Below are 25,876 nucleotides of genomic sequence, written 5' to 3' on the forward strand. Positions count from 1 at the left end.
AACGGCAGCCGACCAACGGTCGGCTCTACCTCGCGGTGGCGGTCAGCCGCCGACCTTGTGCCACACCTGGAACCCGGTCAGCCACAGGCCCAGCATGCTGCCGATGTTGGTCAGCATGAAGGTGAGCACCACCCGGGTAACGCGGTTGCGGTACCAGCCCTTGAGGCTCTGGGCGTCATCGCGGAGCTTGAGGAAGTCCTCATACGCCGGCTTGCGCAGGCGCGCTTCGACCAGGGCCGAGAACGCGCCGGTGGGGATGCTCAGGCGGAACGGCTTGAACGGAGCGACCACGATCGCCGTCAGGATGCTCAACGGATGGCTCCCCGCCAACAGACAGCCCAGGCCGGCCAGGCCGCCGGTGTACATCGCCCACGTCGCGAGCAGCTCGGTACCCACGCCCAAGCCGCCCCGGTAGAAGCCAACGGCGATGCCGGTCAGCACGATCGCCAGGATGGTCAGGGTGATCCAGGGGATGTTGCGCTTCTTCGGCACCTCTTCCAGCGACGCACGCAGCGGGCCCGGCGCATCGGTATCGTTTTCCAGGTACCGCGCCAGTCCGGCCAGGTGACCGGCACCGACAACGGCCAGCACGTTGCGCTGCTCTGGATCGTGGGTCTCGCGCAGGCGGGTGGCCATGTAGCGGTCACGCTCGCCGATGATGGTTTCGTACAGCGCCGGGCTTTCGCTGGCGAACTCGCCGAAGCTGGCTTCGAGCATGTCGCCCTGCTTGAGCTTTTCGATCTCGTCCTCGCCCACGTCCTCGGAGGCGAACAGGCCGGCCCCCAGGCCCATAACGAGCTTGATCTTGCCGAAGAAACCCAGCCGCTGCGAGGCGCGCTTGAAGGTCAGGCCGACCTCGCGGTCGATCAGGTGCACCGGCAGGTGCCGCTCGTTCGCCAGGGCGACCGCCCGCTTGAGCTCCGCGCCCGGTTCGATGCCCAGCTGCTCCGCCAGGCGTCGCTGGTAGGCGGCCAGGGCCAGGTTGGCCGCGAACAGCGCCACACGCCCCTTGCGGATCACCTCGACCAGATCCAGCTTGTCCAGCGCATCGGGGTTGGTCAGCGCCTGCAGGCGCTGCGCGTCCAGCTCCACGGCCACCGCATCGAAGCGGCCGCTGCCGATCGCGCGCTCGACCGCGTCCACACTGGCCTGGGAGACGTGCGCGGTGCCGAGCAGGGTATAGCGCACGCCGTCGCGTTCGACCACGCGCACGGGTTGGCCGGCGAACAGTGTGTCGCCGGTGTCGTCGATCTGGGTATCAGTCATCGCATCATTCATTCGAAGGGGCGCTGTCGGCACCATCGCCGAGCGCGCGTTGCATCTGGACGGTGTCCAGCCAGCGGCCATGCTTGCGGCCGAGGCCGCGGAAAACGCCGACGGTGTGGAAGCCGAAGCGTTCGTGCAGTTTGATCGAGGCGGTGTTCGACGGCTCGCCGATCACCGCCACCATCTGGCGATAGCCGCGCGCCACGCACGCGTCGATCAGACCCTGCATGAGGGCCGTGCCGACCCCGTGTCCCTGGAACGCGGCATCCACGTAGACCGAATTCTCCACGGTCCACTGGTAGGCGATGCGGCCGCGGTAGGTGTTGGCATACGCGTAGCCGGCAACCCGGCCATCGACCTCTGCAACGAGGTACGGGAAGCCGCGCGACACGATGTCATGCATGCGTCGCTGCATCTCCGCCATGTCCGGTACGTCGTACTCGTAGGTATTGACGAAGTCGGTCACTTCCACCGCGTAGATGGCGGTGATGGCCGGGATATCGGCAACGTTGGCGTCGCGCAGCAGCACGGTCACGGTCACGGGTCAGAGGCCTGGGCGGTCAGTCGATGTAACGCTTGAGCAGGTCGCCGTAGGCGTCGATGCGGCGGTCACGCAGGAACGGCCAGATCCGACGGACATGCTCGCTGCGCTGCAGGTCCACGTCGCAGATCAGCACGGTCGGGTCGGTGCCGGCCTCGGCGATGAACTCGCCCTGCGGGCCGAGCACATGGCTGTTGCCCCAGAACCGGATGCCCGAGGCGCCCAGCGGCGAGGCCTCGTGGCCGACGCGGTTGCAGCTCAGCACCGGCACGCCGTTGGCGACGGCATGGCCGCGGTGGCTCAGCACCCACGCGTCACGCTGGCGGGTCTGTTCGTCCTGCTGGTCATCCGGGTCCCAGCCGATCGCGGTGGGGTAGAGCAGCAGCTCGGCGCCGGCCAGCGCCATCAGGCGCGCCGCTTCCGGATACCACTGGTCCCAGCACACGAGCACGCCAAGGCGGCCCACCGAGGTGTCGATCGGCTTGAAGCCGATGTCGCCGGGGGTGAAGTAGAACTTTTCGTAGAAACCCGGATCGTCCGGGATGTGCATCTTGCGGTACTTGCCCAGCAGCGTGCCGTCCTTTTCGAAGACGACGGCCGTGTTGTGATAGAGGCCGGCGGCGCGGCGCTCGAACAGCGAACCGACGATGACGACGCCATGCTTTTTCGCCAATGCGCCCAGACGTTCGGTGCTGGGGCCGGGGATGGGTTCGGCCAGGTCGAATTCATCGACCGATTCGTGCTGGCAGAAGTACGCGCCGTTGTGCAGTTCCTGCAGCAGGATCAGCTTGGCACCCTGGGCGGCCGCTTCAGCCACGCGCGTCTCGATCACGGCCAGATTGGCGGCCGCGTCACCGTGGTTGCGCTCCTGGATCAGGGCGACGGAAAGGGTGTGGCGTGAGCTCATCCGGGGCGGGTCCTGCAGGGGGAAAACCGCAGTTTATCGCGGATGGGTGCACGCGGCGTGCTGGGCGCTAAATGCGCGGCGATGGCATGGTGCCAGCCCGGCGAGCGCGCGGACCCCCGTGCGTTGCCGAAAACAAAAAGCGCCGGGCAAAAGCCCGGCGCCAGGTGGTGCGTCGACCAGGGGGTGGCGTTACGCCAGCAACCCTTCCGGCAACTGCATGGTGATGCAATGCAGGCTGCCGTTCTGCCAGATCAGCGAGCGGCAGGGGACCTGCACGATCTCGTGGTTCGGGTAGGCCTCGGCCAGGACGTCGCGTGCGGCGTTGTCGGCCACGTCGCCGTAGGCCGGCATCAGCACCGCCCCATTGAGGATCAGGTAGTTTGCGTAGGATGCCGCCAGCCGGCGGCCCTCGTCGATCACCGGGCGGGCCCACGGCAGCGGGAACAGGCGGTACGGCGCGCCGTCGGCGGTGCGCAGCGCGGCCAGTTCGTCGCCCATCGCCTGGAGTTCGGCGAAGTGCGAGTCGCTGCTGTCGTCGCAGGCCTGGTAGACGATGCTGTCCACCGAGGCGAAGCGGGCCAGGGTGTCGATATGGGCGTCGGTGTCGTCGCCCTCCAGATAGCCGTGGTCCAGCCACAGCACCCGGTCCTGCGCCAGCCAGGTTGCCAGATCGGCGCTGAGCGAGGCGCGGTCTCGGTCCGGATGGCGTTCGTGCAGGCACTGCCAGGTGGTCAGCAGCGTGCCGGCGCCATCGGTTTCGATGCCGCCGCCTTCCAGCGCGAACGGAATGCTCTGCAGTTCCGCATTGGCGAACAGCCCGGCGCCATGCAGCACGCCCACCAGCTGATCGTCCAGGCTGGCGTCGAACTTGCCGCCCCAGCCGGTGAAGCGGAAGTCGAGCAGGCGGAAACGGCCATCGGCACGCGTGAGCGTGATCGGGCCGGAATCGCGCAGCCAGGTGTCGTCGTACTGCGCGGTGACGAACCGGACGCGGTCCATGTCGATGCGGTTGGAGCGCAGGCGCGCGTCGGCGTAGGCCTCCAGGTCATCGTCGGCAACGATGATCACCACCGGCTGGAAACGGGTGATGGCTGCCACCAGGGCGATGTAGGTGTCCTCGACGTCGCCCAGGCGGTCGGCCCAGTCGGTTTCGGCGTGGGGCCAGGCAATCAGGATGGCGGACTGGGGTTCCCATTCGGCCGGAAAGCGGAGCGTGTCGTTCATGATCTCGGTGCGATGGCCCGCCGGGCGGCGGGCAGTGGGAGGGTCAGCGGATCGGCGGTTTGGGCCCGATCTCATTGGCGTCGGCCTGGTTGGCAACCACATCGATCACCTTCTGCTTCTCGAAGTAGACGGTGAACTGCGGGTACACCCAGCGGTGGATGGTCGGCCACTGGCGCTTCTGCCCGCCGCGCGGCTCCAGGCGTTCACCCGGATCGCCGAACTGCGACTGGACCTGCTGCATGCTCTGGCCGCGCACGGGCAGGGCCACGGCGGGCTTCTCGCGGCTGCGGTCGATCAGCAGGGTGTCGGCATGCACGCTGGAACAGGCCAGCAGGGCCAGCAGCGGCAGGGTGGTCAGGTAACGTTTCATCTCGATCTACTCCCCAGTGGTCAAGAAAAAAGAAGGTGTCGCGGCCAGCGGCCGCGCCCCACCCGCCGATTACAGCAAAAACGGCAACAAAAAACCGCCCGGAGGCGGCTTTTTGTTCAGGCAGGTCGCGACCCGTGCGGGTGCGACTTCCTTCGGCTCAGCGCTGGCGAGCCTTGAAACGCGGGTTCGACTTGCAGATCACGAAGATCTTGCCACGGCGGCGAACGACCTTGCAGTCACGGTGACGGGACTTGGCCGACTTCAGGGAAGACAGGACTTTCATTGCATACCTCGGCGTAAACGTTGGATTCGGTTGGAGCGCGGCCGCGATATGCAGATGACAATCGGCAGGTGACGCTCGTTCAAGCCCGCCATTCTACCGGTCTTTTTTCCATCCTTTCAAGTGGTTGCACGAAAAAGGTCTCGGGCGGGGCCGGGCAGGGGCTAGAATGGCCCGTCAAAATCACCGGGAAACCCATGAACCAGCTTCCTTCCGTGCTCACCATCGACGGCCCGTCCGGGGCCGGCAAGGGGACCGTCAGCCGCATTGTCGCACGCCGGCTGGGGTGGCATTACCTCGATTCGGGCGCCCTGTACCGCGCCGTGGGCGTGGCGGCCAGCTGGGCCGATATCGACACATCCGACGCCTCCGCGCTGGTCCGGTGCACGTTCGATACCCATGTCCGTTTCGTCGAATCGGCCGATGGCGGGCTGCGCGTGCTGGTCAACGATACCGATGCCACCGACGAGCTGCGCCTGGAGACCACCGGCGCCCTGGCGTCGGCCATTGCGGCCATTCCGGAGGTCCGGGCCGCCCTGAAGGAGCGCCAGCGCGCATTCAGGATCGAGCCGGGTCTGGTTGCCGACGGTCGCGACATGGGGACGGTCATCTTCCCGGATGCCCCATTCAAGGTCTTTTTGACCGCCAGCGCCGAGGAGCGGGCGGAGCGGCGGCATAAGCAGTTGAAAGACAAGGGGGTTTCTGTTAACTTTGAAGACCTCCTGCGCGAGATCATGGCCCGCGACGCCCGTGATGCACAGCGCACAGTGGCGCCCCTGAAGCCGGCAGACGATGCCGTCATCATCGACACCAGTGGTATCGGCATCGACGCCGTCGTTGCCAAGGTACTGGATCTGCTTCCGGTTTCGGGTGCCTGATCCGTTGTAAGGAGGGCCGTCAGTCCATCGACGGCAGTCGCACTACTGCAAGGCAACAACAGCTCCGTCCCGCAATGATGCGTGGCGGTTTTCCTACTTAACACACGACCTGCGTTTCCGGGGTCGACCAACAGGCGGGCAGTAAACGGAACCCTTGCGGGGACCAATGCCCATGTGTCCAACAGAGTAAATCTAATGACCGAATCATTTGCCGAACTGTTCGAAGCCAGTCAGGCCAATCTGGCCAAGCTGAAGCCGGGCGCCATCGTCAGCGGTGTTGTCGTTGAAGTCCGCGGCGACGTCGTGGTGATCAACGCCGGCCTGAAGTCCGAAGGCATCGTGCCGATCGAACAGTTCCGTAACGACGCTGGCGAGATCGATGTTGCCGAAGGCGACGTCGTCAAGGTCGCCCTCGACTCGATCGAGAACGGCTTCGGTGAAACCGTCCTGTCGCGCGAGAAGGCCAAGCGCGCGATGGTGTGGGACGAGCTGGAAGAAGCGTTGGAAAAGAACGAAACCATCACCGGCCGCATCAGCGGCAAGGTCAAGGGTGGTTTCACCGTGGACATCAAGGATGTCCGCGCGTTCCTGCCCGGTTCGCTGGTGGATGTGCGCCCGGTGCGCGACCCGGCCTACCTGGAAGGCAAGGAGCTGGAATTCAAGCTCATCAAGCTGGACCGCAAGCGTAACAACGTCGTGGTCTCGCGTCGTGCAGTCGTCGAAAGCGAGCACTCGGAAGAGCGCGAGCAGCTGATGGACAAGCTGCAGGAAGGCGCGATCCTGAAGGGTGTCGTCAAGAACCTGACCGATTACGGCGCGTTCGTGGACCTGGGCGGTATCGACGGCCTGCTGCACATCACCGACATGGCCTGGAAGCGCGTGCGCCACCCGTCCGAAGTCGTGAACGTCGGCGACGAGCTGGACGTGCGCGTGCTGAAGTTCGACCGCGAGCGCAACCGCGTTTCGCTGGGTCTGAAGCAGCTGGGCGAGGATCCGTGGGACAACATCGCCCGTCGTTACCCGGCCAACAGCCGCGTCTTCGGCAAGGTCTCCAACGTCACCGATTACGGCGCGTTCGTCGAGATCGAGCCGGGCGTCGAAGGCCTGGTGCACGTTTCGGAAATGGATTGGACCAACAAGAACGTCAACCCGTCCAAGGTTGTGCAGGTCGGTGACGAAGTCGAAGTCATGGTCCTGGATGTCGACGAGGAGCGTCGCCGCATCTCGCTGGGCATGAAGCAGGTTGCCGCCAATCCGTGGGAAACCTTCGCTGCCATCCACAAGAAGGGTGACAAGGTGTCGGGCCAGATCAAGTCGATCACCGACTTCGGCATCTTCATCGGCCTGGACGGCGGTATCGACGGCCTGGTGCACCTGTCGGACATCAGCTGGAACACCACCGGCGAAGACGTGGTCCGCAACTTCAAGAAGGGCGACACCCTGGACGCAGTGGTCCTGGCCGTCGATCCGGAACGCGAGCGCATCAGCCTGGGCGTCAAGCAGCTGGAGCAGGATCCGTTCGGCCAGTACATGGCGGCCAATCCGAAGGGTTCCAAGGTCGAAGGCGTGGTCAAGGAAGTGGACGCCAAGGGCGCTACCATCGAACTGGCTGACGGCATCGAAGGCTACGTGTCCGCTCGCGACGTTGCGAACGAGCGCGTTGACGACGCGACCCAGTTCCTGAAGGTCGGCGACAAGGTCGAAGCCAAGTTCGTGGGCATGGACCGCAAGGGCCGTACCCTGCAGCTGTCGATCAAGGCCAAAGACGACGCGGAAATGCGCGAAGTGCTGGAGGAATACCAGTCCGCTTCGGGTGGCACGACCCAGCTCGGCGCGCTGCTGCGCGCACAGCTGAACGGCAACAAGTCCGAGTAATCGGTCTTACCCGTTGCAGTAGTTTCCTGGACGGCCCGGACTTTTGTCCGGGCCGTTTCAGGGTCTGGTTTCCTCCCCAAGAGCCCGTAATGACCAAATCCGAGCTGATCGAAATCCTGGCGCGCCGACAGGCGCATTTGAAGTCGGACGATGTCGATCTGGCGGTGAAGTCGTTGCTGGAAATGATGGGCGGGGCGCTGGCCGGCGGTGATCGGATCGAGATCCGCGGGTTCGGCAGTTTTTCGTTGCACTACCGGCCGCCGCGCCTCGGGCGCAACCCCAAGACGGGGGAGTCGGTGGCATTGCCGGGCAAGCATGTCCCGCATTTCAAGCCGGGCAAGGAGTTGCGCGAGCGCGTCAGCGCCGTCGTACCGCTGGAAAGCGATCCTGCCTGAGCCGTCGCGTCCGTATCCCGGATGCATGTTTTCCGCCGTGTTGGCTGGTAGAGCGGAGTGCTAGTCCGCTACTCTTGAGGCCTTCCGGAACTGGAGCTGGTACATGAATATCGTACGTCTACTGGTCCTGCTGGCGGTTCTGGTGGTCGGGCTCATCGTCGGCGCGCTCAATTCGCAGCCGATCGCCATCAGCCTGGGCTTCACCCAGATCGCCACCACCACCGGCCTGGCCATCATCATTTCGCTGCTGTCCGGTGCCCTGATCGGCGGTGCCCTGGTCCTGGCCAGCATGGTCATCCCGCTGTATTCCAAACTGCGCAAGGCGCAGAAGGCTGCCCCCGTGGTGGTCGCCACACCTCCTCCTTCTTCTACTTTCGACGGACGCTGAGCGCCGATGGAATTTGTCTCCGAGTGGTTCTGGTTCTTCCTGTGTCTGCCGTTGGCGGCGCTGTCGGGCTGGGTGATTGGCCGGCGCGGTGGCCAGCGTCATGGCGACAACCAGGTCAGCCGGCTCTCCAGCACCTACTTCCGTGGCCTGAACTACCTGCTCAATGAACAGCCGGACAAGGCGATCGAGCTGTTCCTGCACATCGCCGAGCTGGACAAGGAAACCTTCGAGACCCAGGTCGCGTTGGGCCATCTGTTCCGCCGCCGTGGCGAGGTGGACCGTGCGATCCGCCTGCACCAGGGGCTGGTCAACCGCAGCGACCTCAGCGATGCACAGCGCGTCCAGGCGCTCCTTGCCCTGGGCGAGGACTACATGAAGTCCGGCCTGCTCGACCGTGCCGAAACCGTGTTCACCGAGTTGGCCCAGATCGACCAGCGCGCCCCGCAGGCGCTCAAGCACCTGATCGGCATCTACCAGGCCGAACGCGACTGGGAAAAGGCGATCGACAACGCCAGCCGCTTCGAGGAAGTCACTGGCGAGCCGATGGGCAAGCTGATCGGCCAGTTCGAGTGCGAACTGGCCGAGCGCTATCGCGGCGCCGACCGCGTGGACGACGCGCGGGCGGCCATCGCACGTGCCTACCAGGCCGATGCCATGTCGGTGCGTGCCGGCATCATCGAAGGCCGCCTGGAGTCCGACGTCGGGCATCACGAGGCGGCGGTCAGGGCGTTCGAGCGTGCCGCGCGCAACGATCCGGACTACCTGCCCGAACTGTTGCCGGCCCTGATGCAGAACTACCGCAAGGTCGGCGACCTGGCCGGCGCGCGCGCGTTCCTGTCGGAGATGACCGAGCACTACCGCGGCATCGCGCCCGTGCTGGCCCTGACCCAGCTGATGGAAGAGCAGGAAGGCGTGGCACCCGCGCGCGCCTACCTGGGCCGCCAGCTCAAGGACCGCCCGTCGGTCCGCGGCGAATCGGCGCTGATCGATCTCACCCTGGCCGATGGCGCCGATGCGACGGCCACGCTGCACGACCTCAAACACATCACCGACCAGTTGCTGGTCCGCAATCCGGCCTATCGCTGCACGCGCTGCGGCTTCGGCGCGCGGACGCACCACTGGCAATGCCCCAGCTGCAAGGAGTGGGGTACGGTCAAGCCGCTGCTGAACTACGCGGTGCTGTAAGTGGTGATCCCCTGGATCTGGCTGGCCGGCCTGGTGGCGGTCATGGCCCTCTCTGCGGCCCTGACCGGGTGCGCGCGCCGGTACGCCCTGCGCCGCAACCTGATGGATCAGCCGGGCGAACGGCGCAGCCACGGCGTCGCCACCCCCCGCGGTGGCGGCATCGCGATCGTGGCCACGCTGCTGTTGGCCTGCCTGGCGGCGGCGCTGATCTGGCCGTCCGCCGCCAAGGCGCTGCTGGTGTTCGCCATCGGGCTGGGGATGGTGGCGGGGATTGGCTGGTGGGACGACCACCACCCGCTGCCCGCCCTGCGTCGCCTGCTGGTGCATCTGGTCGCATCCGCGCTGCTGGCCGGTCTGGTCTGGCAGGTCACGGGCAATCTGGTGCAGTCGGTTCTGGCCCTGCTGTTCACGGTGTCGCTGGTCAACATCTGGAATTTCATGGATGGGATCAACGGCATTGCGACCACGCAGGCGATCCTGGCCGCGATGGCCTTTGCCCTCGTGCTGCCGTCGCCGTTCGGTCTGGCCGGCGTCGTGCTTGGCCTGGCCTGCCTGGGCTTCCTGCCGTTCAATTTCCCGCAGGCCCGCATCTTCATGGGCGATGTCGGCAGCGGCGCGCTTGGCTATGCCGTCGCGGCGCTGGTATGCCTGACGAGCGTGGTGACCGACATCCAGTGGGTGTTGCTGCTGGTGCCGCTGACCGGGTTCCTTGTGGACGCCGGCTTCACACTGTTGTCGCGCATGCTGTCGGGGCAGCGTTGGACGCAACCCCACACACAACACCTGTACCAGCGGATGGTGAAAAGTGGCGCAAGCCACAGTTTCACCACCGGTATGTACTTTGTTTTTGGTTTATTCAGTGTCGCGGTGTTTAATGCTTGCACACATTTGCAGCCGAGGTGGGAGGCTGCCGTGGCTGTCGCGTGGATGATCCTCGCGACCGGCCTTTGGCTACTCCTGCGCAAGGGAATGCGCCTTTAGAAGGACTGTGCTTTTTATGACGCCTTGGCAGGACCGTTTTACCGGCTTGATTCCGCGGGCCGCCATCGTCGCCCACGATCTGTTCATGGTCTGGGCGTGTTGGCAACTGCTGCATGCCGGCCGTTACTCCATGCTTCCCGATGCACCGGCCCTGCCGCTGTGGAACATCGACACCTCGCTGGTGTTGGTGATCCAGGCGGTGGTGTTCTGGCGCGTGGGCCTGTATCGCGGCCTCTGGCGCTTTGCCAGCGTGGCCGATCTGCTCAACATCTTCAAAGCCAGCTTCATCGGTCTGCTGGCCATCGTGGTGGCGCTGGCCTACAAGCGCTTCAATGGCGTGCCGATGTCGGTGCTGGTGATCTATCCGTTCGCCCTGTCGGCGCTGCTTGGCGCGCCGCGCCTGCTGTACCGTGCATGGAAGGACTACCAGGCGCTGCAGTCGGACGCCAGTGCGCGCCGGGTGCTGATCCTGGGCGCGGGGCAGGCGGCCGAAGCCCTGGTCCGTGACCTGCGCCGGTCCGGCGATTTCCATCCGGTCGGGCTGCTTGATGACGCGCCCCACCTGCAGGGCGCCAAGCTGCAGGGCCTGCCGATCCTCGGCACCTTGGACGATGCGCCGGCCGTGGTCCGTGAGACCGCCGCCAAGCTGCTGGTGATCGCCATTCCCTCGCTGGATGCGGTCGGCATGCAGCGCGTGGTGGCCCTGTGCGAAAGCACTGGCGTGCCGTTCCGGATGGTACCCAAGCTCAACGACATCCTGCTGGGCCATTCATTGCCCGGGCAGCTCAAGGAGGTGGCGATCGAGGACCTGCTCGGCCGCAAGCCGATCCTGCCGGACTGGGCTCTGATCCGTGGCTGGCTGGGCGGTCGTACCGTGCTGGTCACCGGCGCGGGTGGCTCCATCGGCTCGGAATTGTGCCGCCAGTGCGCGCGCCACGGCGCTGGCCGCATCGTGCTGCTGGAAATGAGCGAACTGCTGCTGCTGACCATCGAGGCCGAGCTCAAGCGCAGCTTCCCCGATCTGGACGTGGAGGCCGTGCTGGGTGACTGCGGTGATCCGGCGGTGATCCGCCATGCCCTGTCGCTGTCGCACGTGGACGCGGTGTTCCATGCTGCCGCCTACAAGCAGGTGCCGGTGCTGGAGCGTCAGCTGCGCGAGGCAGTGCGCAATAACATCCTGTCCACCGAAACGGTCGCGCGCGCCTGCGTCGAGGCCCGGATCGAGCACTTTGTGTTCATCTCCACGGACAAGGCGGTCGATCCGGTCAATGCGCTGGGCGCCAGCAAGCGCTACGCGGAGATGATCTGCCAGAGCCTGGATCAGAAGACCAACCACACCCGTTTCGTGACCGTGCGCTTCGGCAACGTGCTGGCCTCGGCCGGCAGTGTGGTTCCGGTGTTCCGCGAGCAGATCCTCAAGGGTGGCCCGGTGACCGTGACCGACCCGGAAGTCACGCGCTACTTCATGACCATTCCCGAGGCCTGCCAGTTGATCCTGCAGGCGGCCGCCTCGGCGTCGCATGGCGCGATCTACACCTTGGACATGGGCGAGCCGGTGCCGATCCGCGTGCTCGCCGAGCAGATGATCCGTCTGGCCGGCAAGCAGCCGTACAAGGACATCGCCATCATCTATACCGGGCTGCGTCCGGGCGAGAAGCTGCACGAGACGCTGTTCTACTCGGACGAGGACTACCGTCCCACGGCGCACCCCAAGATCCTGGAAGCCGGTGTGCGCAGCTTCGCGCGCGAGCAGGTGCTGGGCAACGTGCCCAAGCTGCGCGAGGCCATCGCCACCTACGACACCGATGCGATCAACAGCATCCTGTTTGCGACCATGCCCGAGTTCGCGCCATTGCCACAGGACGATAACGTCACCTCCGCTACAGTGCTGCCGTTCCCCGCACGAGAGGCCAACAGGCACTGATGAGCAACAAGCGCATTCGCAAGGCGGTATTCCCGGTAGCGGGTCTGGGCACCCGGTTCCTGCCGGCGACCAAGACCGTGCCCAAGGAGATGCTGCCGATCATTGACCGGCCGCTGATCCAGTACGCGGTCGACGAAGCGATCGAAGCAGGGTGCGACACCCTGATCTTCATCACCAACCGCTACAAGCATGCGGTGGCCGACTACTTCGACAAGGCCTACGAACTGGAGCAGAAGCTCGAGCGCGCCGGCAAGAAGGAGCAGTTGGAGCTGGTCCGGCACGTATTGCCGAACGGGGTGCGGGCGATCTTTGTCACCCAGGCCGAAGCGCTGGGCCTGGGGCACGCGGTGCTCTGCGCCAAAGCCATCGTCGGCGACGAGCCGTTCGCTGTCTTGTTGCCCGACGACCTGATCTGGAACCGCGGCGACGGTGCGCTCAAGCAGATGGCCGATGCCAACCAGGCCAGCGGCGCCAGCATCATTGCCGTGGAAGACGTGCCGCACGACAAGACCGGCAGCTACGGCATCGTGGCGACCGACGCCTTCGACGGCCGCCAGGGCCGGATCAGCGCGATCGTGGAGAAGCCCAAGCCTGAGGATGCGCCGAGCGACCTCGCCGTGGTCGGCCGTTATGTGCTGAGCCCGGCGATCTTCGACCTGCTCGAATCCACCGGCACCGGTGCCGGCGGCGAGATCCAGTTGACCGATGCCATCGCCGAGCTGCTCAAGACCGAGCGGGTCGATGCCTATCGGTTCGAGGGCACCCGTTTCGACTGCGGCACCCACCTGGGACTGGTCGAGGCCACCATCCGCTTCGCGCTCAACAACGAGAAGCTGGCTGGCCCCGCCCGCGAAATGCTCAAGAAGGCACTCGCCGAAAGCTGACCGGGACACTTGGGTGCCGACCGCGGGTCGGTACGCAGCAACCCCACGCAGAAGGGCAGCCTCGCGGCTGCCCTTCTGCGTTCTGCCTGGCAACGCCCGGCGTTACAGCGATTCGAAGATGCCTGCTGCACCCATGCCGGTGCCGATGCACATGGTGACCATGCCGTATTTCTGCTGACGACGGCGCAGACCGTGCAGCAGGGTGGCGGTGCGGATCGCACCGGTCGCCCCCAGCGGGTGACCGAGGGCGATGGCGCCGCCCAGCGGGTTGACCTTGGACGGGTCCAGGCCGCAGTCGCGGATGACGGCCAGCGACTGCGCGGCGAACGCTTCGTTGAGCTCGATCCAGTCCAGCTGGTCCTGGGTCAGGCCTGCCTGCCTGAGGGCTTTCGGGATCGCGGCGATCGGGCCGATGCCCATCACTTCCGGGCGCACGCCGGCAACCGAGAAGCTGACGAAGCGGGCCAGCGGCGTGAGGCCATAGTCCTTGACCGCCTGTTCGGAGGCCAGCAGCACCGCACCGGCGCCGTCGCTCATCTGCGACGAGTTGCCGGCGGTGACGGTGCCGCCGAACTGGCCGTTGCGGAACACCGGGCGCAGCTTGGCCAGCCCTTCGGCCGACGAATCCAGGCGCGGGCCTTCGTCGGTGTCGACGATGCGGTCACGGGTGATGATGCGGCGGCCATCGGCCAGGTCCGGCTGGCGGGTGCGTACGTCGTAGGGGCTGATCTCATCCTTGAACTCACCGTTCTGGATGGCGGCGATCGCCTTCTGGTGCGAGGCGAGGGCGAAGGCGTCCTGCTCCTCACGCGACACCTTCCACTCTTCGGCGACCTTCTCGGCAGTGATGCCCATGCCATAGGCGATGGCGACGTGATCGTTGTCGAAGACGCTCGGCGCCATCGCGATCTTGTTGCCCATCATCGGCACCATCGACATCGACTCGGTACCGCCGGCCAGCATCAGGTCGGCATTGCCCAGCCGGATCTGGTCGGCGGCCATCGCCACCGCCTGCAGGCCGGAGGAGCAGAAGCGGTTGACCGTCTGTGCGGCGATGGTGTCCGGCAGGCCGGCCAGCAGCACGCCGATGCGCGCCACGTTCATGCCCTGCTCGGCTTCCGGCATCGCGCAGCCGATGATCGCGTCATCGATGCGGTTGACGTCGATGCCCGGCGCCTGTGCGACCACGGACTTGAGCACGTGGGCAAGCATGTCGTCCGGACGGGTATTGCGGAACACGCCCTTGGGCGCCTTGCCGACCGGGGTGCGGGTGGCGGCGACGATGTAGGCGTCCTGGATTTGCTTGGTCATTGCAGTGATCTCTCGAAATTTTTAGCCGGAGTGCCGACCCGGGGTCGGCACCCACCGTAGACAGGGGGCGCGGTCAATTGCGCAGCGGCTTGCCGGTCTTGAGCATGTGCGCGATGCGGGCCTGGGTCTTTTCCTGCTGGGCCAGTTCGACGAAGTGCTTGCGTTCCAGGGTCAGCAGCCACTCTTCGTCCACCAGCGTGCCGCGGTCGACTTCGCCACCGCACAGCACGGTGGCGATGCGCACGGCAATCTCGTAGTCGTAGGGGCTGATGAAACGGCCTTCGAGCATGTTGACCAGCATCATCTTGAACGTTGCGATGCCGACGTCGCCGGCGACCTGGATGCGGCGGGCCGGCATCGGCGGACGGTAGCCGCCTTCGGCCAGCGCCTGCACTTCGGCCTTGGCGATGTACAGCGCTTCGTAACTGTTGAAGACCACCTTGTCGGTGGCGCGCATCAGGCCCAGCTCCTTGGCGTTGACCGCAGAGTTGGACACCTTGGCCATCGCCACGGTTTCGAAGGTCTTCTTCAGCTCGGCAAAGACATCCCCGCCCGGACCAGCCGCCTGCGACGCACGCACCGCCAGCTCCTTCAGGCCGCCGCCGGCCGGCAGCAGGCCGACGCCCGCTTCGACCAGGCCGATGTAGCTTTCCAGTGCCGCCACGCTCTTGGCGCTGTGCATCTGGAACTCGCAGCCGCCGCCCAGGGCCAGGCCGCGCACGGCGGTCACCACCGGTACCAGCGAGTACTTGATCGCCTGGCTGGTGCGCTGGAAGTTGTGCACCATGTCCTCGAACTGCTCGACCTTGCCGGCCTGCAGCAGACCGAGCGCACCGGCCAGGTCCGCACCGGCGGAGAAGGGTTCCTTCTGCTGCCAGATCACCAGACCCTTGAAGTCCTTCTCGGCGCGCTTGATCGCTTCCTGCAGGCCATCGAGCACGTGGTCGGACACGGTGTTCATCTTGGTCTTGAAGCTGACCACGGCGATGCCGTCGCCGTCGTGCCACATGCGCACGCCGTCATTTTCGAACACGGTCTCGCCCGGGCTGAAGGCTTCGCCCAGCAGCGGGTCCGGGAAGCGCTGACGCTGGTACACCGGCAGCGACGAGCGCGGCAGCTTGGCGTTGCGCGACGGGCTGTAGCTGCCTTCGGCGGCGTGCACGCCATCGCGGCCATCGAACACCCAGTCAGGCAGCGGCGCATTGCTCATGCTCTTGCCGGCCACGATGTCATCGGCAATCCACTGCGCCACCTGCTTCCAGCCGGCAGCCTGCCAGGTTTCGAACGGGCCGAGCGACCAGCCATAGCCCCAGCGGATGGCCAGGTCGACGTCGCGCGCGGTCTCGGCGATGTCGGCCAGGTGGTAGGCGCTGTAGTGGAACAGGTCGCGGAAGGTCGCCCACAGGAACTGCGCCTGCGGGTGCTGGCTTTCGCGCAGCTTGGCGAACTTCTCGGCGGGGTTCCTGATCTTGAGGATGTCGACCACTTCCGGTGCGGCGGTACGGTCGGCCGGGCGGTAGTCCTGCTTCTCCAGGTCCAGCACGACGATGTCCTTGCCGACCTTGCGGAAGATGCCGGCGCCGGTCTTCTGGCCGAGCGCACCCTTGGAAATCAGCGCGTCCAGCCACTTCGGCGAGGCGAAATACTGATGCCACGGATCGTTGGGCAGGGTGTCGCCCATCGTCTTGATGACGTGCGCCATCGTGTCCAGGCCGACCACGTCGGAGGTGCGGTAGGTCGCCGACTTCGGGCGGCCGACCAGCGGGCCGGTCAGGCCATCGACTTCATCGAAACCCAGGCCGAACTGCTGGGTGTGGAAGATCGTGGACAGAATCGAGAAGACGCCGATGCGGTTGCCGATGAAGTTCGGGGTGTCCTTGGCGTACACCACGCCCTTGCCCAGGGTCGTGACCAGGAATGCTTCCAGGCCCTCCAGCACGGCGGCATCGGTGGTGGTGGCCGGGATCAGCTCGGCCAGGTGCATGTAGCGCGGCGGGTTGAAGAAATGCACGCCGCAGAAGCGGTGACGCAGCTGCTCGGGCAGCACATCGGCGAGCTTGTTGATGCCCAGGCCGGAGGTGTTGGAGGCCAGCACGGCGTGATCGGCCACGAACGGAGCGATCTTCCTGTACAGATCCTGCTTCCAGTCCATACGCTCGGCGATGGCCTCGATGATCAGGTCGCAGTCTTTCAGCTGCTCCAGCCCGGTCTCGTAGTTGGCCGGGGTGATCGCCTCGGCGTAGGACTTGCTGGCGAGCGGGGCAGGGCTGAGCTTGCCCAGGTTGCCGATGGCCTTGAGCACGATGCCGTCGGCCGGACCTTCCTTGGCAGGCAGGTCGAAGAGCACGGTATCGACGCCGGCGTTGGTCAGGTGGGCCGCGATCTGGGCACCCATGACACCGGCACCCAACACGGCGGCGCGGCGGACTAGCAGGGAATTGGACATGTCGTTATGCCTTTGTTGGTCTGGCAGCCGGGGAGCGCCCGGCGCTACGGGGTGGAAAGAGGCGTCGTCGAAGCATCGCGGGTTGCGCTGGCGCGGAACCCGGCTTCGGCGAAGTGGATCAGTTCGCGTGCCGCATGGGCACGATGCGCGGCTTCGGTGACACCGGCGGGTCGCTTGATCAGGCCGAAGTCGGCCATCGCGTAGGTCAGCGACCCGGCCAGGAAGTCCAGGCGCCAGTAGAGCTCTTCCTTGCTCAGGCCGGGGACGCAGGCGGCAATCGCCTTGCCGAAGTCGCGCAGGACGTGGCCGTAGTGGTCGGAGAGGAACTTGCGCAGGTTGTCGTTCTTCTCGGCGTAGGCCCGGGCGATCACGCGGACGAACGCGCCGCCGGTCTGGCGGTCCTGGGCCATTGCCAGGGCCGGTTCGACAAAGGCGGCCAGCACCGGGCGCAGTTCACCGGGGGACTCGCGACGGGCCGCCTCCAGCTGCGCCAGGCGGGCGGCGGTCATTTCATCCATGCGACGCCGGAACACCTCGTTGACGAGGTTTTCCTTGGAGCCGAAGTGGTAGTTGACCGCGGCGATGTTGACGTCGGCCTGGCTGGTGACCTGGCGCAGCGAGGTGCCGGCAAAACCGTGCTGGGCGAACAGCTCCTCGGCGGCGCCGAGAATGCGGTCCTTGGTGGAGAAGTGAGCGGGTTTGGCCATGAGGCGGGGCAGGTTCAATCAAACGATTGTTTGATACTAGACCGATGGCCGCACGCTGGCATTGTGCGACGCACAATGGGGGTGGGCATCCGTTCATCCCGGTCAACCCCCTGTCCGGCGACGCCTTTTGCCTTTCCACCACGCTGAACGCGACGGGCCGGCCTGTGGTTCAAGGGGGTGCGGGGCGGGGCCCGGCACTACCGCGCCGCCGGGTTACACGTTAGAATCGCCTCACGTATATCAGGCTAAGCCCGCGTTTTGACGCGGGTTTTTTTCATGCTAACCTCGGGCCGATCAGTGGCCCGCCCAACGGAGTACTTCCCATGGCGCTGGAGCGCACCCTTTCCATCATCAAGCCGGACGCCGTCGCCAAGAACGTCATCGGTGAAATCTACGCCCGCTTCGAAAAGGCCGGGCTCAAGGTCGTGGCTGCCAAGTACAAGCAGCTGTCGCGCCGCGAAGCCGAAGGCTTCTACGCCGTGCACCGCGAGCGTCCGTTCTTCAACGCGCTGGTCGAGTTCATGATCTCCGGCCCGGTGATGATCCAGGCGCTGGAAGGCGAGAACGCCGTGCTGGCCCATCGCGACCTGCTGGGCGCCACCAATCCGAAGGAAGCCGCTGCAGGCACCATCCGCGCCGACTTCGCCGAATCCATCGATGCCAATGCCGCCCACGGCTCGGACTCGGTCGAGAACGCCGCGATCGAAATCGCCTACTTCTTCGCCGCGACCGACGTCGTTTCGCGCTGAGAGTGATGCCGTGAACGAGGTCGTACAGCCTACCGCCATCCCATCCGTACTCGTCCCGGGTCCGGCTGTGGCCAAGCAGAACCTGCTCGACCTCGATCGCGAGGGTCTGGAGCGCTTCTTCGCCGAGACCCTCGGCGAAGCGCGCTACCGTGCCCACCAGGTGATGAAGTGGATCCACCACCACTACGTCACCGATTTCGATCAGATGACCGACCTTGGCAAGGCGCTGCGCGCCAAGCTGCAGCAGCATGCCGAGGTCCGCGTTCCCAACATCGTGTTCGACAAGCCCTCCGCCGATGGCACCCACAAGTGGCTGCTGGCGATGGGCACCGATGGCAAGAACGCCATCGAAGCGGTGTACATCCCGGACAAGAACCGCGGCACGCTGTGCGTGTCTTCGCAGGTTGGCTGCGCGCTGAACTGCACCTTCTGTTCGACGGCCACCCAGGGCTTCAACCGCAACCTGTCCACCGCCGAGATCATCGGCCAGGTGTGGGTGGCGGCGCGCCATCTGGGCAATATTCCGCACAAGCAGCGTCGTCTCACCAATGTGGTGATGATGGGCATGGGCGAGCCGTTGATGAATTTCGACAACGTCGTGCGCGCCATGAGCGTGATGCGCGACGATCTGGGCTATGGCCTGGCCAACAAGCGCGTGACCCTGTCGACCTCCGGCCTGGTGCCGCAGATCGACCGCCTGTCGGCCGAAAGCGATGTGTCGCTGGCGGTGTCGCTGCATGCGCCGAACGATGCGCTGCGCGAGACGCTGGTTCCGCTCAACAAGAAGTACCCGATCGTCGACCTGATGGCGTCCTGTGCGCGTTACCTGCGCGCCAACAAGCGCCGTGAGTCGGTGACGTTCGAATACACCCTGATGAAGGGCATCAACGACCAGCCCGAGCATGCGCGTCAGCTGGCGCGGCTGATGCGGCAGTTCGACAACGCCGTGCAGACCTCGCACGCTGGCAAGGTCAATCTGATTCCGTTCAATCCGTTCCCGGGTACCCGCTACGAGCGCTCCGGGGAGACGGAGATCCGCGCGTTCCAGAAGATCCTGCTCGACGCCCAGGTACTGACGATGGTCCGGCGCACCCGCGGCGACGACATCGATGCCGCCTGTGGCCAGCTCAAGGGGCAGGTGATGGATCGCACGCGCCGCCAGGCGGAATTCAACAAGACATTGCTGCAGGACGGGAAAGACCGGGATGCCGCTGCCTGATTGCCGATTGCCAGCCGTTGTTCTCTGCGCGCTGGCATTGGCCGGCTGCGGCAGACATGGCGCCCGACACCCGGCCGGGCAGTTGCCCGTCGCGCCGGTCTATGAAGTCCGCGACGACCCCGCCACCCGCAAGCGGGTCGGCTACCAGGATCAGGTCGTTCTGGCCTCCGAGGCGCTGCGCGCCGGCGGCCTGGATGTGGCCGACAAGAAGGCCCGGGCGGCAGTGAAGATCGACCCGTCGCGTCCCGAGGCGTACATGCTGCTCGCCCAGATCGCCAGCAGCCGGGGCGATGACGTCGCTGCGGGCAGCCACTACCGCAAGGCCGCCGACGTGGCGCCCAGCCGTGGCGACGTCCTGAACAACTATGGTGCCTGGCTGTGCACCCACGGCCAGCCCGCCGCCGCCCTGGAGTGGTTCGATCGAGCCCTGGCCGCCCCCGGGTACGCCACGCCGGCGTCGGCCCTGGCCAATGCCGGGGGGTGCGCACTGGATGCCGGGCAGCCCGAGCGCGCCGAGCGTGACCTCCGCGCCGCGGTACAGCTGGAACCGACCAATGCCTATGCGCTGGAGTCGATGGCCCGCAGCGAGTTCGCCCGCGGGCGTTTTTTCGAGGCCCGGGCCTTCTCGCAACGGCGTCTTGCGGCTGCACCGGCCACACGTTCCGTGTTACAACTTGCCTCACAAATCGAGGTGCAGCTTGGCGACAACGCGGCATCCAGTCGCTATCTGCAGCGAATTCGCAACGAATTTCCGCAGGATGCGGCTCCTAATCCCCGGGGTTGAAGCATTGTGATTGATGACCAGACTGTGAACGCTTTCGACACTGTGACCGGGTCCGGAGCTCGACTCCGCCAGGCGCGCGAAGCGGCCGGACTGACGCTCGAATCGGTGGGTCAGCAACTGCGCATGCCGGTGCAGGTGGTGCGGTCGCTCGAAGAGGAGCAATGGCAGCGCCTGGGCGCGCCGGTGTTCGTCCGTGGCCAGCTGCGCAGCTACGCCCGTCTGCTCAAGGTCGACATCAACGACCTGCTCGAGCAGGCCCATATCGGGCCGGTGGTGCCGCCGCAGCTGGTCAGCCACACGCATACCCCGCGGGCGCGCCGGATCGCCGAGAGCCTCGGTCGCCGGGCGCTCTATGTCGGCATCACCGCCGTGCTGGCCGTGCCGGTGTGGTTTGCCACCCGCGGCCATTTCGACGGGACCGCCAACACCCCCAATACCGCCTCGCTGGATGTCATTCCGGCAGCGGTTCCCGTGGCAGGGGGCGACACGCCGCCCGCCGCGCCGGCCCCGGTCAGCTCGGAACCGCCCAAGCCGGCGGCCCCGTATCTGGCGTCGCTGACCCCCGTGCCGCGTCCGGCCAGTGCGGCCGCGCCGGCCGGCGCATTGACCCTGCAGTTCAAGGGCGACAGCTGGGTCGATATCGCCGCTCCCGATGGCACTACCGTCGAGAAGGCGCTGGTGAAGTCCGGCGAAACCCGCAGCTTCACGCCGGGCCAGGTGGCCCGCATGGTGCTGGGCAACGCGTCGGCGGTCGAGGTTCAGCAGGGCGGCACTATCGTCGACCTTTCGCCGTACCAGCGAGCCAACGTGGCACGCTTTACGGTATCCTCTGACGGCTCCGTGGCTCCGGTTTCACACTGAGTCGCGTTCCCAATCCAATTCAACCAGCTCCTCCTGACGGGCGGGGCGAGAGTACGCATGGCGATCGACGATCTGCTCGACGAGCACGAACAAAGTGAACGCGTCCGCAGCTGGCTGCGGAAGAATGGTCTCAGCATCCTGGCCGGTGTCGCCATTGCGATCGCCGGCATCTGGGGCTGGAACGAATGGCAGGCCCGGCACAGCAACTCGCTGGCCGATGCCAACGTCGCTTACCAGGCCGTGCTCAAGAGCCTGGAAGAAAAGAATCTGGACGAGGCGGCCAAGGGCGTGAAGACGCTTGAAGGCGGCAAGGCCAATATCTATGCGGACCTGGCGGCGTTGCAGCTGGCCAAGGCGCAGGTGGATGCGGGCAAGGACGAGGCCGCCCTGGCGACCCTCCGCGCGATCAGCGCCGACGCCGAGTTCAAGCCGGTGATCGACCAGCGCGTCGCGCGCCTGTTGGTGGCAACCGGCAAAAGCGATGAAGCGATCAAGCTGCTGGGCAGCGCAGCCGACAGCGCCAGCCTGGAGATCCACGGTGACGCGTTGATGGTGCAGGGCAAGCGTGATGCGGCCCGCGAACAGTATGAGAAGGCGCTCAAGACGCTGGACGTGGCAGCGCCGCAGCGGCGTCTGCTGGAAACCAAAGTGATGGATGCCGGTGGCACCGTCACCGATCCTGCGGAGTCGGTGTAATGAACCAGATGGTCATGATCAAGCGCGTTGCCACGGTAGTCCTGCTGGGTGTGGCCCTGTCGGGCTGCTCCACCGTCAAGGGCTGGTTCGCCGGCAAGGACGCGGCGGCCAAGAAGGCGCTGGAACCGGCGGAACTGGTGAAGTTCGAGCCGACCGTCAAGGTCGACAAGCTGTGGTCGGTCAACGTGGGCAAGGGCGAGAAGCGCATCGGCGTCCGCCAGGGCCCGGTGGTTGCCGATGGTCGGGTCTACGCGGCCGCCATTTCCGGTGGCGTGCATGCGATCGATCTGCAGACCGGCAAGAAGGTCTGGACCTACGAGCCGGCCAAGGAAAAGAAGAAGCCCAAGCTGCGCCTGTCTGGCGGCCCGGGTGTCGGCGAAGGCCTGGTGGTGATCGGCACGCTGGACGGCCAGGTGATCGCGCTGGACGCCAACGATGGCAGCGAGAAGTGGCGCGCCAAGGTGCCGGGTGAAGTGATTTCCGCGCCGGCCGTGGGCCAGGGCATGGTGTTTGTGCGCAGCAACGATGGCCGCGTGACCGCCCTGGATGCCGGCAACGGTACCCAGCGCTGGTTCAACCCGCGCGAGCTGCCGGCCCTGACCGTGCGCGGCAACGCGCCGGTGGTGACCGGTCCGGGCGTGCTGTTCATCGGCAACGACGATGGCAGCGTGGCGGCATTGGCCATGCAGGACGGCCGCACCGTGTGGGACCAGATGGTGGGTACCCCGGAAGGCCGCACCGAGCTGGAGCGCATGGCCGACGTCGATGGCGCGCCGGTGCTGGATGGCAACACCCTGTTCGTGAACAGCTTCAAGAACCAGACGATGGCGATCGAAGGCCCGACCGGCCGTCCGCTGTGGTCGCGCGATCACGGCGGCGCGGGTGGGCTGGCGGTGACCTCGGGCAATGTATTCGTCTCGGACAACAAGGGCGGCGTGTTCGGCCTGGACAAGGCCAGCGGCTCGGCCATGTGGTCGCAGACCGGCCTGGCCCGTCGCTCGCTGACCGGTCCGGTCGTGCAGGGGGATTACGTTGTGGTCGGTGACTACAAGGGGTACCTGCACTGGCTGCGTACCGACAATGGTGAGTTCGCGGCGCGCGCCAAGAGTGGCGGCGACGCCCTGCTGGCGCAGCCGGTAGCTGCCGATGGGATTCTGCTGGTGCAGAACGTTGATGGAAAGCTGACCGCATTCCGGTTGGCACAATAAGGAGTTACCGCGATGCTGCCCTTGGTCGCCCTGGTTGGACGGCCGAATGTCGGCAAGTCCACGCTGTTCAATGCGTTCACCCGTACGCGCGATGCGCTGGTCCATGACCAGCCCGGCGTGACCCGGGACCGTAATTACGGTGTTTGTCGTCTGAATGAAGACCACCCGTTCCTGGTGGTCGATACCGGTGGTATCGCCGGTGAAGAAGAAGGTCTGGCCGGTGCTACCGCCCGCCAGGCCCGCGCCGCCGCCGCCGAGGCGGACCTGATCCTGTTCGTGGTCGATGCCCGTGAAGGCGCATCCGCCCTGGATGACGAGATCCTGTCCTGGCTGCGCAAACTGTCGCGTCCGACGCTGCTGCTGATCAACAAGATCGACGGTACGCATGAGGACACGGTGCGTTCGGAGTTCGCCCGCTACGGCTTCAGCGAGATGCTGACCGTGTCGGCTGCGCATCGCCAGGGCCTGGACGATCTGCTCGATGAAGTCGTCGAGCGGCTGCCGGAGGAAGGCACCACCGAAACGCTGGACAACGACCCGAACCGCATCCGCATTGCCTTCGTCGGCCGTCCGAACGTGGGCAAGTCGACGCTGGTCAATCGCCTGCTGGGCGAGGAGCGCATGATCGCCTCCGAAGTGCCCGGGACCACCCGCGATTCGATCGCGGTGGACATGGAGCGCGATGGTCGCGAGTACCGGCTGATCGACACCGCTGGCCTGCGCCGCAAGGCGCGCGTGGAAGAGGTGGTGGAAAAATTCAGCGTGATCAAGACGCTGCAGGCGATCGAGCAGTGCCAGGTGGCCGTGCTGATGCTGGACGCCGCCGAAGGCGTGACCGACCAGGACGCCAGCGTCCTGGGTGCGGTGCTTGATGCCGGCCGCGCCCTGGTCGTGGCGATCAACAAGTGGGACGGGCTGACCGACTACCAGCGCGAGCAGGCCGAAGCGCTGGTGTCGCGCAAGCTGGGCTTCGTGCCGTGGGCCGAAGTGGTGCGCATCTCGGCCAAGCATGGCTCGGGACTGCGCGAGCTGTTCCGTTGCATCCATGCCGCCCATGCGTCGGCCACGCACGAGTTCAGCACCAGTGAGGTCAACAAGGCGCTGGAGATGGCCTACGAGACCAACCCGCCGCCGGCCATCCGCGGCCACGTGTCCAAGCTGCGCTACGTGCATCCGGGCGGCTCCAATCCGCCGACCTTCATCGTGCACGGTACGCGCCTGAAGGATCTGCCGGAGTCGTACAAGCGCTACCTGGAGAACTTCTTCCGGAAGCGCTTCAAACTTGTCGGTACCCCGGTGCAGTTCATCTTCCGCGAGGGGACAAACCCCTACGAAGGCAAGAAGAACGTGCTCACCGAACGTCAGATCAAGCGCAAGCGTCGCCTGATCAAGCACGTCAAAGGCAAGTGATGCAATGAAGAGCCGGCGCAAGCCGGCTCTTCCGCATTCCAGGGTTGGGGCGGGCCGCTGGCCGGCAAACCGCGCACGGCGCGGCAGGACCCGACTGCACCGGGAGGTCTGCGCGATAATGCACAGATGAGCACTGTCCCCGAGATCACCCCCGCCCAGGCCCGCGAACGCCTCACCCACGGCGCACTGCTGATCGACGTCCGCGACGCGCATGAGCGCGCCACCGGCATGGCCGAAGGCGCGCTTGGCATCGCCCGGGGCGACCTTCAGCGCGCACCGGCCACGCACCTGCCGGTACTGGACCGCGAGGTCGTGCTGATCTGCCAAAGCGGCAGGCGCTCCCTGGACCTCGCCACCACCCTGGCTGGTCTCGGCTATACCCGTATCGCCTCCGTGCACGGCGGCACCGCCGCCTGGCGTGCCGACGGCCTGCCGCTGGTGCAACCGCTGCAGAGCGATGCCGAGCGCGATTTCAACGAGCGCTATTCGCGCCACCTTCTGTTGCCGCAGGTGGGAGTCGACGGGCAGCGCAGGCTGCTGGCGTCGCGCGTGCTGGTGCTTGGGGCCGGAGGGCTGGGCGCGCCGGCCAGTTTCTACCTGGCCGCCGCCGGGGTAGGGCACCTGCGCATCGCCGATGACGACGTGGTCGAGCGCAGCAACCTGCACCGGCAGATTCTGCATACCGATGCCAGCGTCGGCACGCCCAAGGTGCTGTCCGCGCGCGAACGGCTGCTGGCGCTCAACCCCCATCTCGACGTGGACGCGGTACAGCTGCGGGTGACGTCCGCCACAGTTGATGCGCTGCTCGACGGGGTGGACGTGGTGCTGGACGGTTCGGACAATTTCCCGCTGCGCTATCTGCTCAACGATGCCTGCATCCGCCACGGCATCCCGCTGGTCTACGGCGCGGTGGAGCGCTTCACCGGCCAGGTCAGCGTGTTCGACGCGGGCCGCCAGCGGGGCGTCGCACCGTGCTATCGCTGCCTGTTCCCGGAGCCGCCGCCGCCCGGTTCTGCGCCGAACTGCGCCGAGGCCGGCGTGCTCGGGGTGCTGCCGGGCATGGTCGGGCTGCTGCAGGCCACCGAGGTCCTGAAGCTCCTGCTGGGCATCGGCGACTCCCTGGTCGGCCGGCTGCTGTCGTTCGACGCGTTGGCGATGCGCTTCCGCGAAACACGGCTGCCACCGGACCCCGACTGCCCGCTGTGCGCGCCGGGCCGTGCGTTTCCCGGGTACATCGATTACGCCGCGTTCTGCAGCAGCGTCTGAAGGCTGGTCAATCGCCGGCAGCGCTGTCGATAGGATGATCCTGCCATCCATGCGGGGCATTGTTCTGTTTTCAGTACAAATCAACGCACCCCGCGCGCTATTGCGTGCAAACGCTTTGCCC

Annotated in this window: 25 protein-coding genes; 16 read left to right on the forward strand and 9 right to left on the reverse strand. The window is 66.0% G+C overall.

The features are described from left to right. Positions 1 to 42 precede the first annotated feature (42 nt). The 6 genes from ACPEH8_RS02820 to ykgO form a co-directional block, all read right to left on the reverse strand. A complete protein-coding gene (locus ACPEH8_RS02820; RefSeq protein WP_423665953.1) occupies positions 43 to 1,278 on the reverse strand; it encodes a TraB/GumN family protein in 1,236 nt (411 codons plus the stop codon). Next, positions 1,271 to 1,801: a GNAT family N-acetyltransferase gene (locus ACPEH8_RS02825; RefSeq protein ID WP_153164608.1), complete on the reverse strand. Its 531-nt coding sequence runs from the start codon at positions 1,799 to 1,801 to the stop codon at positions 1,271 to 1,273. The genes ACPEH8_RS02820 and ACPEH8_RS02825 overlap by 8 nt, the downstream gene beginning before the upstream one ends. A 25-nt stretch (positions 1,802 to 1,826) precedes the next feature. After that, positions 1,827 to 2,714 (reverse strand): carbon-nitrogen hydrolase, encoded by an 888-nt coding sequence (locus tag ACPEH8_RS02830; protein ID WP_017355590.1) that lies wholly within the window; start codon positions 2,712 to 2,714, stop codon positions 1,827 to 1,829. 189 nt (positions 2,715 to 2,903) lie between these two features. Further along, entirely contained in the window at positions 2,904 to 3,938 is a 1,035-nt protein-coding gene (locus ACPEH8_RS02835) for an agmatine deiminase family protein (RefSeq protein ID WP_136003811.1), read from the reverse strand. A 43-nt stretch (positions 3,939 to 3,981) separates the two neighbouring features. Then, entirely contained in the window at positions 3,982 to 4,308 is a 327-nt protein-coding gene (locus ACPEH8_RS02840; RefSeq protein WP_017355592.1) for a hypothetical protein, read from the reverse strand. Between the two features lie 157 nt (positions 4,309 to 4,465). Continuing rightward, entirely contained in the window at positions 4,466 to 4,591 is a 126-nt protein-coding gene (ykgO, locus tag ACPEH8_RS02845) for a type B 50S ribosomal protein L36 (RefSeq protein ID WP_017355593.1), read from the reverse strand. A 194-nt stretch (positions 4,592 to 4,785) separates the two neighbouring features. Between ykgO and cmk the strand changes: the two genes are divergently transcribed. From cmk to galU, 8 genes are all read left to right on the forward strand, one after another. Beyond that, positions 4,786 to 5,466: a (d)CMP kinase gene (gene cmk / locus ACPEH8_RS02850; protein WP_017355594.1), complete on the forward strand. Its 681-nt coding sequence runs from the start codon at positions 4,786 to 4,788 to the stop codon at positions 5,464 to 5,466. A 195-nt stretch (positions 5,467 to 5,661) separates the two neighbouring features. Continuing rightward, complete coding sequence (gene rpsA / locus ACPEH8_RS02855; RefSeq protein ID WP_017355595.1) at positions 5,662 to 7,341, forward strand: 30S ribosomal protein S1; 1,680 nt, start codon at positions 5,662 to 5,664, stop codon at positions 7,339 to 7,341. Between the two features lie 89 nt (positions 7,342 to 7,430). Then, positions 7,431 to 7,736 carry an integration host factor subunit beta gene (locus ACPEH8_RS02860; RefSeq protein ID WP_017355596.1) on the forward strand — a complete coding sequence of 102 codons (306 nt, stop codon included), beginning with the start codon at positions 7,431 to 7,433 and terminating at the stop codon, positions 7,734 to 7,736. Between the two features lie 103 nt (positions 7,737 to 7,839). Next, positions 7,840 to 8,124 carry a LapA family protein gene (locus tag ACPEH8_RS02865; RefSeq protein WP_017355597.1) on the forward strand — a complete coding sequence of 95 codons (285 nt, stop codon included), beginning with the start codon at positions 7,840 to 7,842 and terminating at the stop codon, positions 8,122 to 8,124. Between the two features lie 6 nt (positions 8,125 to 8,130). Beyond that, positions 8,131 to 9,309 (forward strand): lipopolysaccharide assembly protein LapB, encoded by a 1,179-nt coding sequence (gene lapB, locus ACPEH8_RS02870; protein ID WP_017355598.1) that lies wholly within the window; start codon positions 8,131 to 8,133, stop codon positions 9,307 to 9,309. 6 nt (positions 9,310 to 9,315) lie between these two features. Next, entirely contained in the window at positions 9,316 to 10,290 is a 975-nt protein-coding gene (locus tag ACPEH8_RS02875; protein WP_026070705.1) for an MraY family glycosyltransferase, read from the forward strand. 16 nt (positions 10,291 to 10,306) lie between these two features. Beyond that, positions 10,307 to 12,214 carry a polysaccharide biosynthesis protein gene (locus tag ACPEH8_RS02880; protein WP_017355600.1) on the forward strand — a complete coding sequence of 636 codons (1,908 nt, stop codon included), beginning with the start codon at positions 10,307 to 10,309 and terminating at the stop codon, positions 12,212 to 12,214. Then, the gene (galU, locus tag ACPEH8_RS02885) at positions 12,214 to 13,098 is read left to right on the forward strand and encodes a UTP--glucose-1-phosphate uridylyltransferase GalU (protein ID WP_423665955.1); all 885 of its coding nucleotides are present in this window, start codon (positions 12,214 to 12,216) and stop codon (positions 13,096 to 13,098) included. Before ACPEH8_RS02880 ends, galU begins: the two co-directional genes overlap by 1 nt. Before the next feature lie 102 nt (positions 13,099 to 13,200). Here the strand turns inward: galU and ACPEH8_RS02890 are convergent, their stop codons facing one another. From ACPEH8_RS02890 to ACPEH8_RS02900, 3 genes are all read right to left on the reverse strand, one after another. After that, complete coding sequence (locus tag ACPEH8_RS02890) at positions 13,201 to 14,409, reverse strand: acetyl-CoA C-acyltransferase (RefSeq protein WP_136003813.1); 1,209 nt, start codon at positions 14,407 to 14,409, stop codon at positions 13,201 to 13,203. A gap of 73 nt (positions 14,410 to 14,482) precedes the next feature. After that, positions 14,483 to 16,855, reverse strand: a complete 2,373-nt coding sequence (locus tag ACPEH8_RS02895; protein ID WP_423665957.1) for a 3-hydroxyacyl-CoA dehydrogenase/enoyl-CoA hydratase family protein — start codon at positions 16,853 to 16,855, stop codon at positions 14,483 to 14,485. 44 nt (positions 16,856 to 16,899) lie between these two features. After that, a complete protein-coding gene (locus tag ACPEH8_RS02900) occupies positions 16,900 to 17,562 on the reverse strand; it encodes a TetR/AcrR family transcriptional regulator (protein WP_017355604.1) in 663 nt (220 codons plus the stop codon). A 323-nt stretch (positions 17,563 to 17,885) separates the two neighbouring features. Here ACPEH8_RS02900 and ndk point away from each other — a divergent pair, with 323 nt between their 5' ends. The 8 genes from ndk to moeB all read left to right on the forward strand — a co-directional run bounded on the left by ndk (position 17,886) and on the right by moeB (position 25,755). Beyond that, the gene (gene ndk, locus ACPEH8_RS02905; RefSeq protein ID WP_017355605.1) at positions 17,886 to 18,311 is read left to right on the forward strand and encodes a nucleoside-diphosphate kinase; all 426 of its coding nucleotides are present in this window, start codon (positions 17,886 to 17,888) and stop codon (positions 18,309 to 18,311) included. A 10-nt stretch (positions 18,312 to 18,321) separates the two neighbouring features. After that, positions 18,322 to 19,530 carry a 23S rRNA (adenine(2503)-C(2))-methyltransferase RlmN gene (rlmN, locus tag ACPEH8_RS02910; RefSeq protein WP_136003817.1) on the forward strand — a complete coding sequence of 403 codons (1,209 nt, stop codon included), beginning with the start codon at positions 18,322 to 18,324 and terminating at the stop codon, positions 19,528 to 19,530. Beyond that, positions 19,517 to 20,314, forward strand: coding sequence for a type IV pilus biogenesis/stability protein PilW (gene pilW, locus ACPEH8_RS02915; RefSeq protein ID WP_026070707.1), 798 nt, complete (start codon positions 19,517 to 19,519; stop codon positions 20,312 to 20,314). Before rlmN ends, pilW begins: the two co-directional genes overlap by 14 nt. A gap of 6 nt (positions 20,315 to 20,320) precedes the next feature. Beyond that, positions 20,321 to 21,175 carry a RodZ domain-containing protein gene (locus ACPEH8_RS02920; RefSeq protein WP_017355608.1) on the forward strand — a complete coding sequence of 285 codons (855 nt, stop codon included), beginning with the start codon at positions 20,321 to 20,323 and terminating at the stop codon, positions 21,173 to 21,175. 57 nt (positions 21,176 to 21,232) lie between these two features. Then, positions 21,233 to 21,871 (forward strand): YfgM family protein, encoded by a 639-nt coding sequence (locus ACPEH8_RS02925; RefSeq protein ID WP_153164236.1) that lies wholly within the window; start codon positions 21,233 to 21,235, stop codon positions 21,869 to 21,871. Then, the gene (gene bamB, locus ACPEH8_RS02930; RefSeq protein WP_017355610.1) at positions 21,871 to 23,079 is read left to right on the forward strand and encodes an outer membrane protein assembly factor BamB; all 1,209 of its coding nucleotides are present in this window, start codon (positions 21,871 to 21,873) and stop codon (positions 23,077 to 23,079) included. The genes ACPEH8_RS02925 and bamB overlap by 1 nt, the downstream gene beginning before the upstream one ends. Positions 23,080 to 23,091: 12 nt before the next feature. Further along, on the forward strand, positions 23,092 to 24,489 hold the full coding sequence (gene der, locus ACPEH8_RS02935) for a ribosome biogenesis GTPase Der (RefSeq protein ID WP_017355611.1): 1,398 nt from the start codon (positions 23,092 to 23,094) through the stop codon (positions 24,487 to 24,489). Between the two features lie 126 nt (positions 24,490 to 24,615). Continuing rightward, positions 24,616 to 25,755, forward strand: a complete 1,140-nt coding sequence (gene moeB / locus ACPEH8_RS02940; RefSeq protein WP_136003819.1) for a molybdopterin-synthase adenylyltransferase MoeB — start codon at positions 24,616 to 24,618, stop codon at positions 25,753 to 25,755. The last annotated feature ends 121 nt before the right edge of the window (positions 25,756 to 25,876 follow it).

The sequence above is a fragment of the Stenotrophomonas sp. NPDC077461 genome (assembly GCF_049545475.1).
In the GTDB taxonomy this organism is placed as follows: Bacteria; Pseudomonadota; Gammaproteobacteria; order Xanthomonadales; family Xanthomonadaceae; genus Stenotrophomonas; species Stenotrophomonas nematodicola.

Coding starts and splice junctions, on each gene's coding strand:
- ACPEH8_RS02820 (WP_423665953.1), bottom strand. CDS start 1,278: ATGAATGATGCGATGACTGATACCCAGATCGACGACACCGGCGACACA.
- ACPEH8_RS02830 (WP_017355590.1), bottom strand. CDS start 2,714: ATGAGCTCACGCCACACCCTTTCCGTCGCCCTGATCCAGGAGCGCAAC.
- ACPEH8_RS02835 (WP_136003811.1), bottom strand. CDS start 3,938: ATGAACGACACGCTCCGCTTTCCGGCCGAATGGGAACCCCAGTCCGCC.
- ACPEH8_RS02840 (WP_017355592.1), bottom strand. CDS start 4,308: ATGAAACGTTACCTGACCACCCTGCCGCTGCTGGCCCTGCTGGCCTGT.
- ykgO (WP_017355593.1), bottom strand. CDS start 4,591: ATGAAAGTCCTGTCTTCCCTGAAGTCGGCCAAGTCCCGTCACCGTGAC.
- cmk (WP_017355594.1), top strand. CDS start 4,786: ATGAACCAGCTTCCTTCCGTGCTCACCATCGACGGCCCGTCCGGGGCC.
- rpsA (WP_017355595.1), top strand. CDS start 5,662: ATGACCGAATCATTTGCCGAACTGTTCGAAGCCAGTCAGGCCAATCTG.
- ACPEH8_RS02860 (WP_017355596.1), top strand. CDS start 7,431: ATGACCAAATCCGAGCTGATCGAAATCCTGGCGCGCCGACAGGCGCAT.
- ACPEH8_RS02865 (WP_017355597.1), top strand. CDS start 7,840: ATGAATATCGTACGTCTACTGGTCCTGCTGGCGGTTCTGGTGGTCGGG.
- lapB (WP_017355598.1), top strand. CDS start 8,131: ATGGAATTTGTCTCCGAGTGGTTCTGGTTCTTCCTGTGTCTGCCGTTG.
- ACPEH8_RS02880 (WP_017355600.1), top strand. CDS start 10,307: ATGACGCCTTGGCAGGACCGTTTTACCGGCTTGATTCCGCGGGCCGCC.
- galU (WP_423665955.1), top strand. CDS start 12,214: ATGAGCAACAAGCGCATTCGCAAGGCGGTATTCCCGGTAGCGGGTCTG.
- ACPEH8_RS02890 (WP_136003813.1), bottom strand. CDS start 14,409: ATGACCAAGCAAATCCAGGACGCCTACATCGTCGCCGCCACCCGCACC.
- ACPEH8_RS02895 (WP_423665957.1), bottom strand. CDS start 16,855: ATGTCCAATTCCCTGCTAGTCCGCCGCGCCGCCGTGTTGGGTGCCGGT.
- ACPEH8_RS02900 (WP_017355604.1), bottom strand. CDS start 17,562: ATGGCCAAACCCGCTCACTTCTCCACCAAGGACCGCATTCTCGGCGCC.
- ndk (WP_017355605.1), top strand. CDS start 17,886: ATGGCGCTGGAGCGCACCCTTTCCATCATCAAGCCGGACGCCGTCGCC.
- pilW (WP_026070707.1), top strand. CDS start 19,517: ATGCCGCTGCCTGATTGCCGATTGCCAGCCGTTGTTCTCTGCGCGCTG.
- ACPEH8_RS02925 (WP_153164236.1), top strand. CDS start 21,233: ATGGCGATCGACGATCTGCTCGACGAGCACGAACAAAGTGAACGCGTC.
- bamB (WP_017355610.1), top strand. CDS start 21,871: ATGAACCAGATGGTCATGATCAAGCGCGTTGCCACGGTAGTCCTGCTG.
- der (WP_017355611.1), top strand. CDS start 23,092: ATGCTGCCCTTGGTCGCCCTGGTTGGACGGCCGAATGTCGGCAAGTCC.
- moeB (WP_136003819.1), top strand. CDS start 24,616: ATGAGCACTGTCCCCGAGATCACCCCCGCCCAGGCCCGCGAACGCCTC.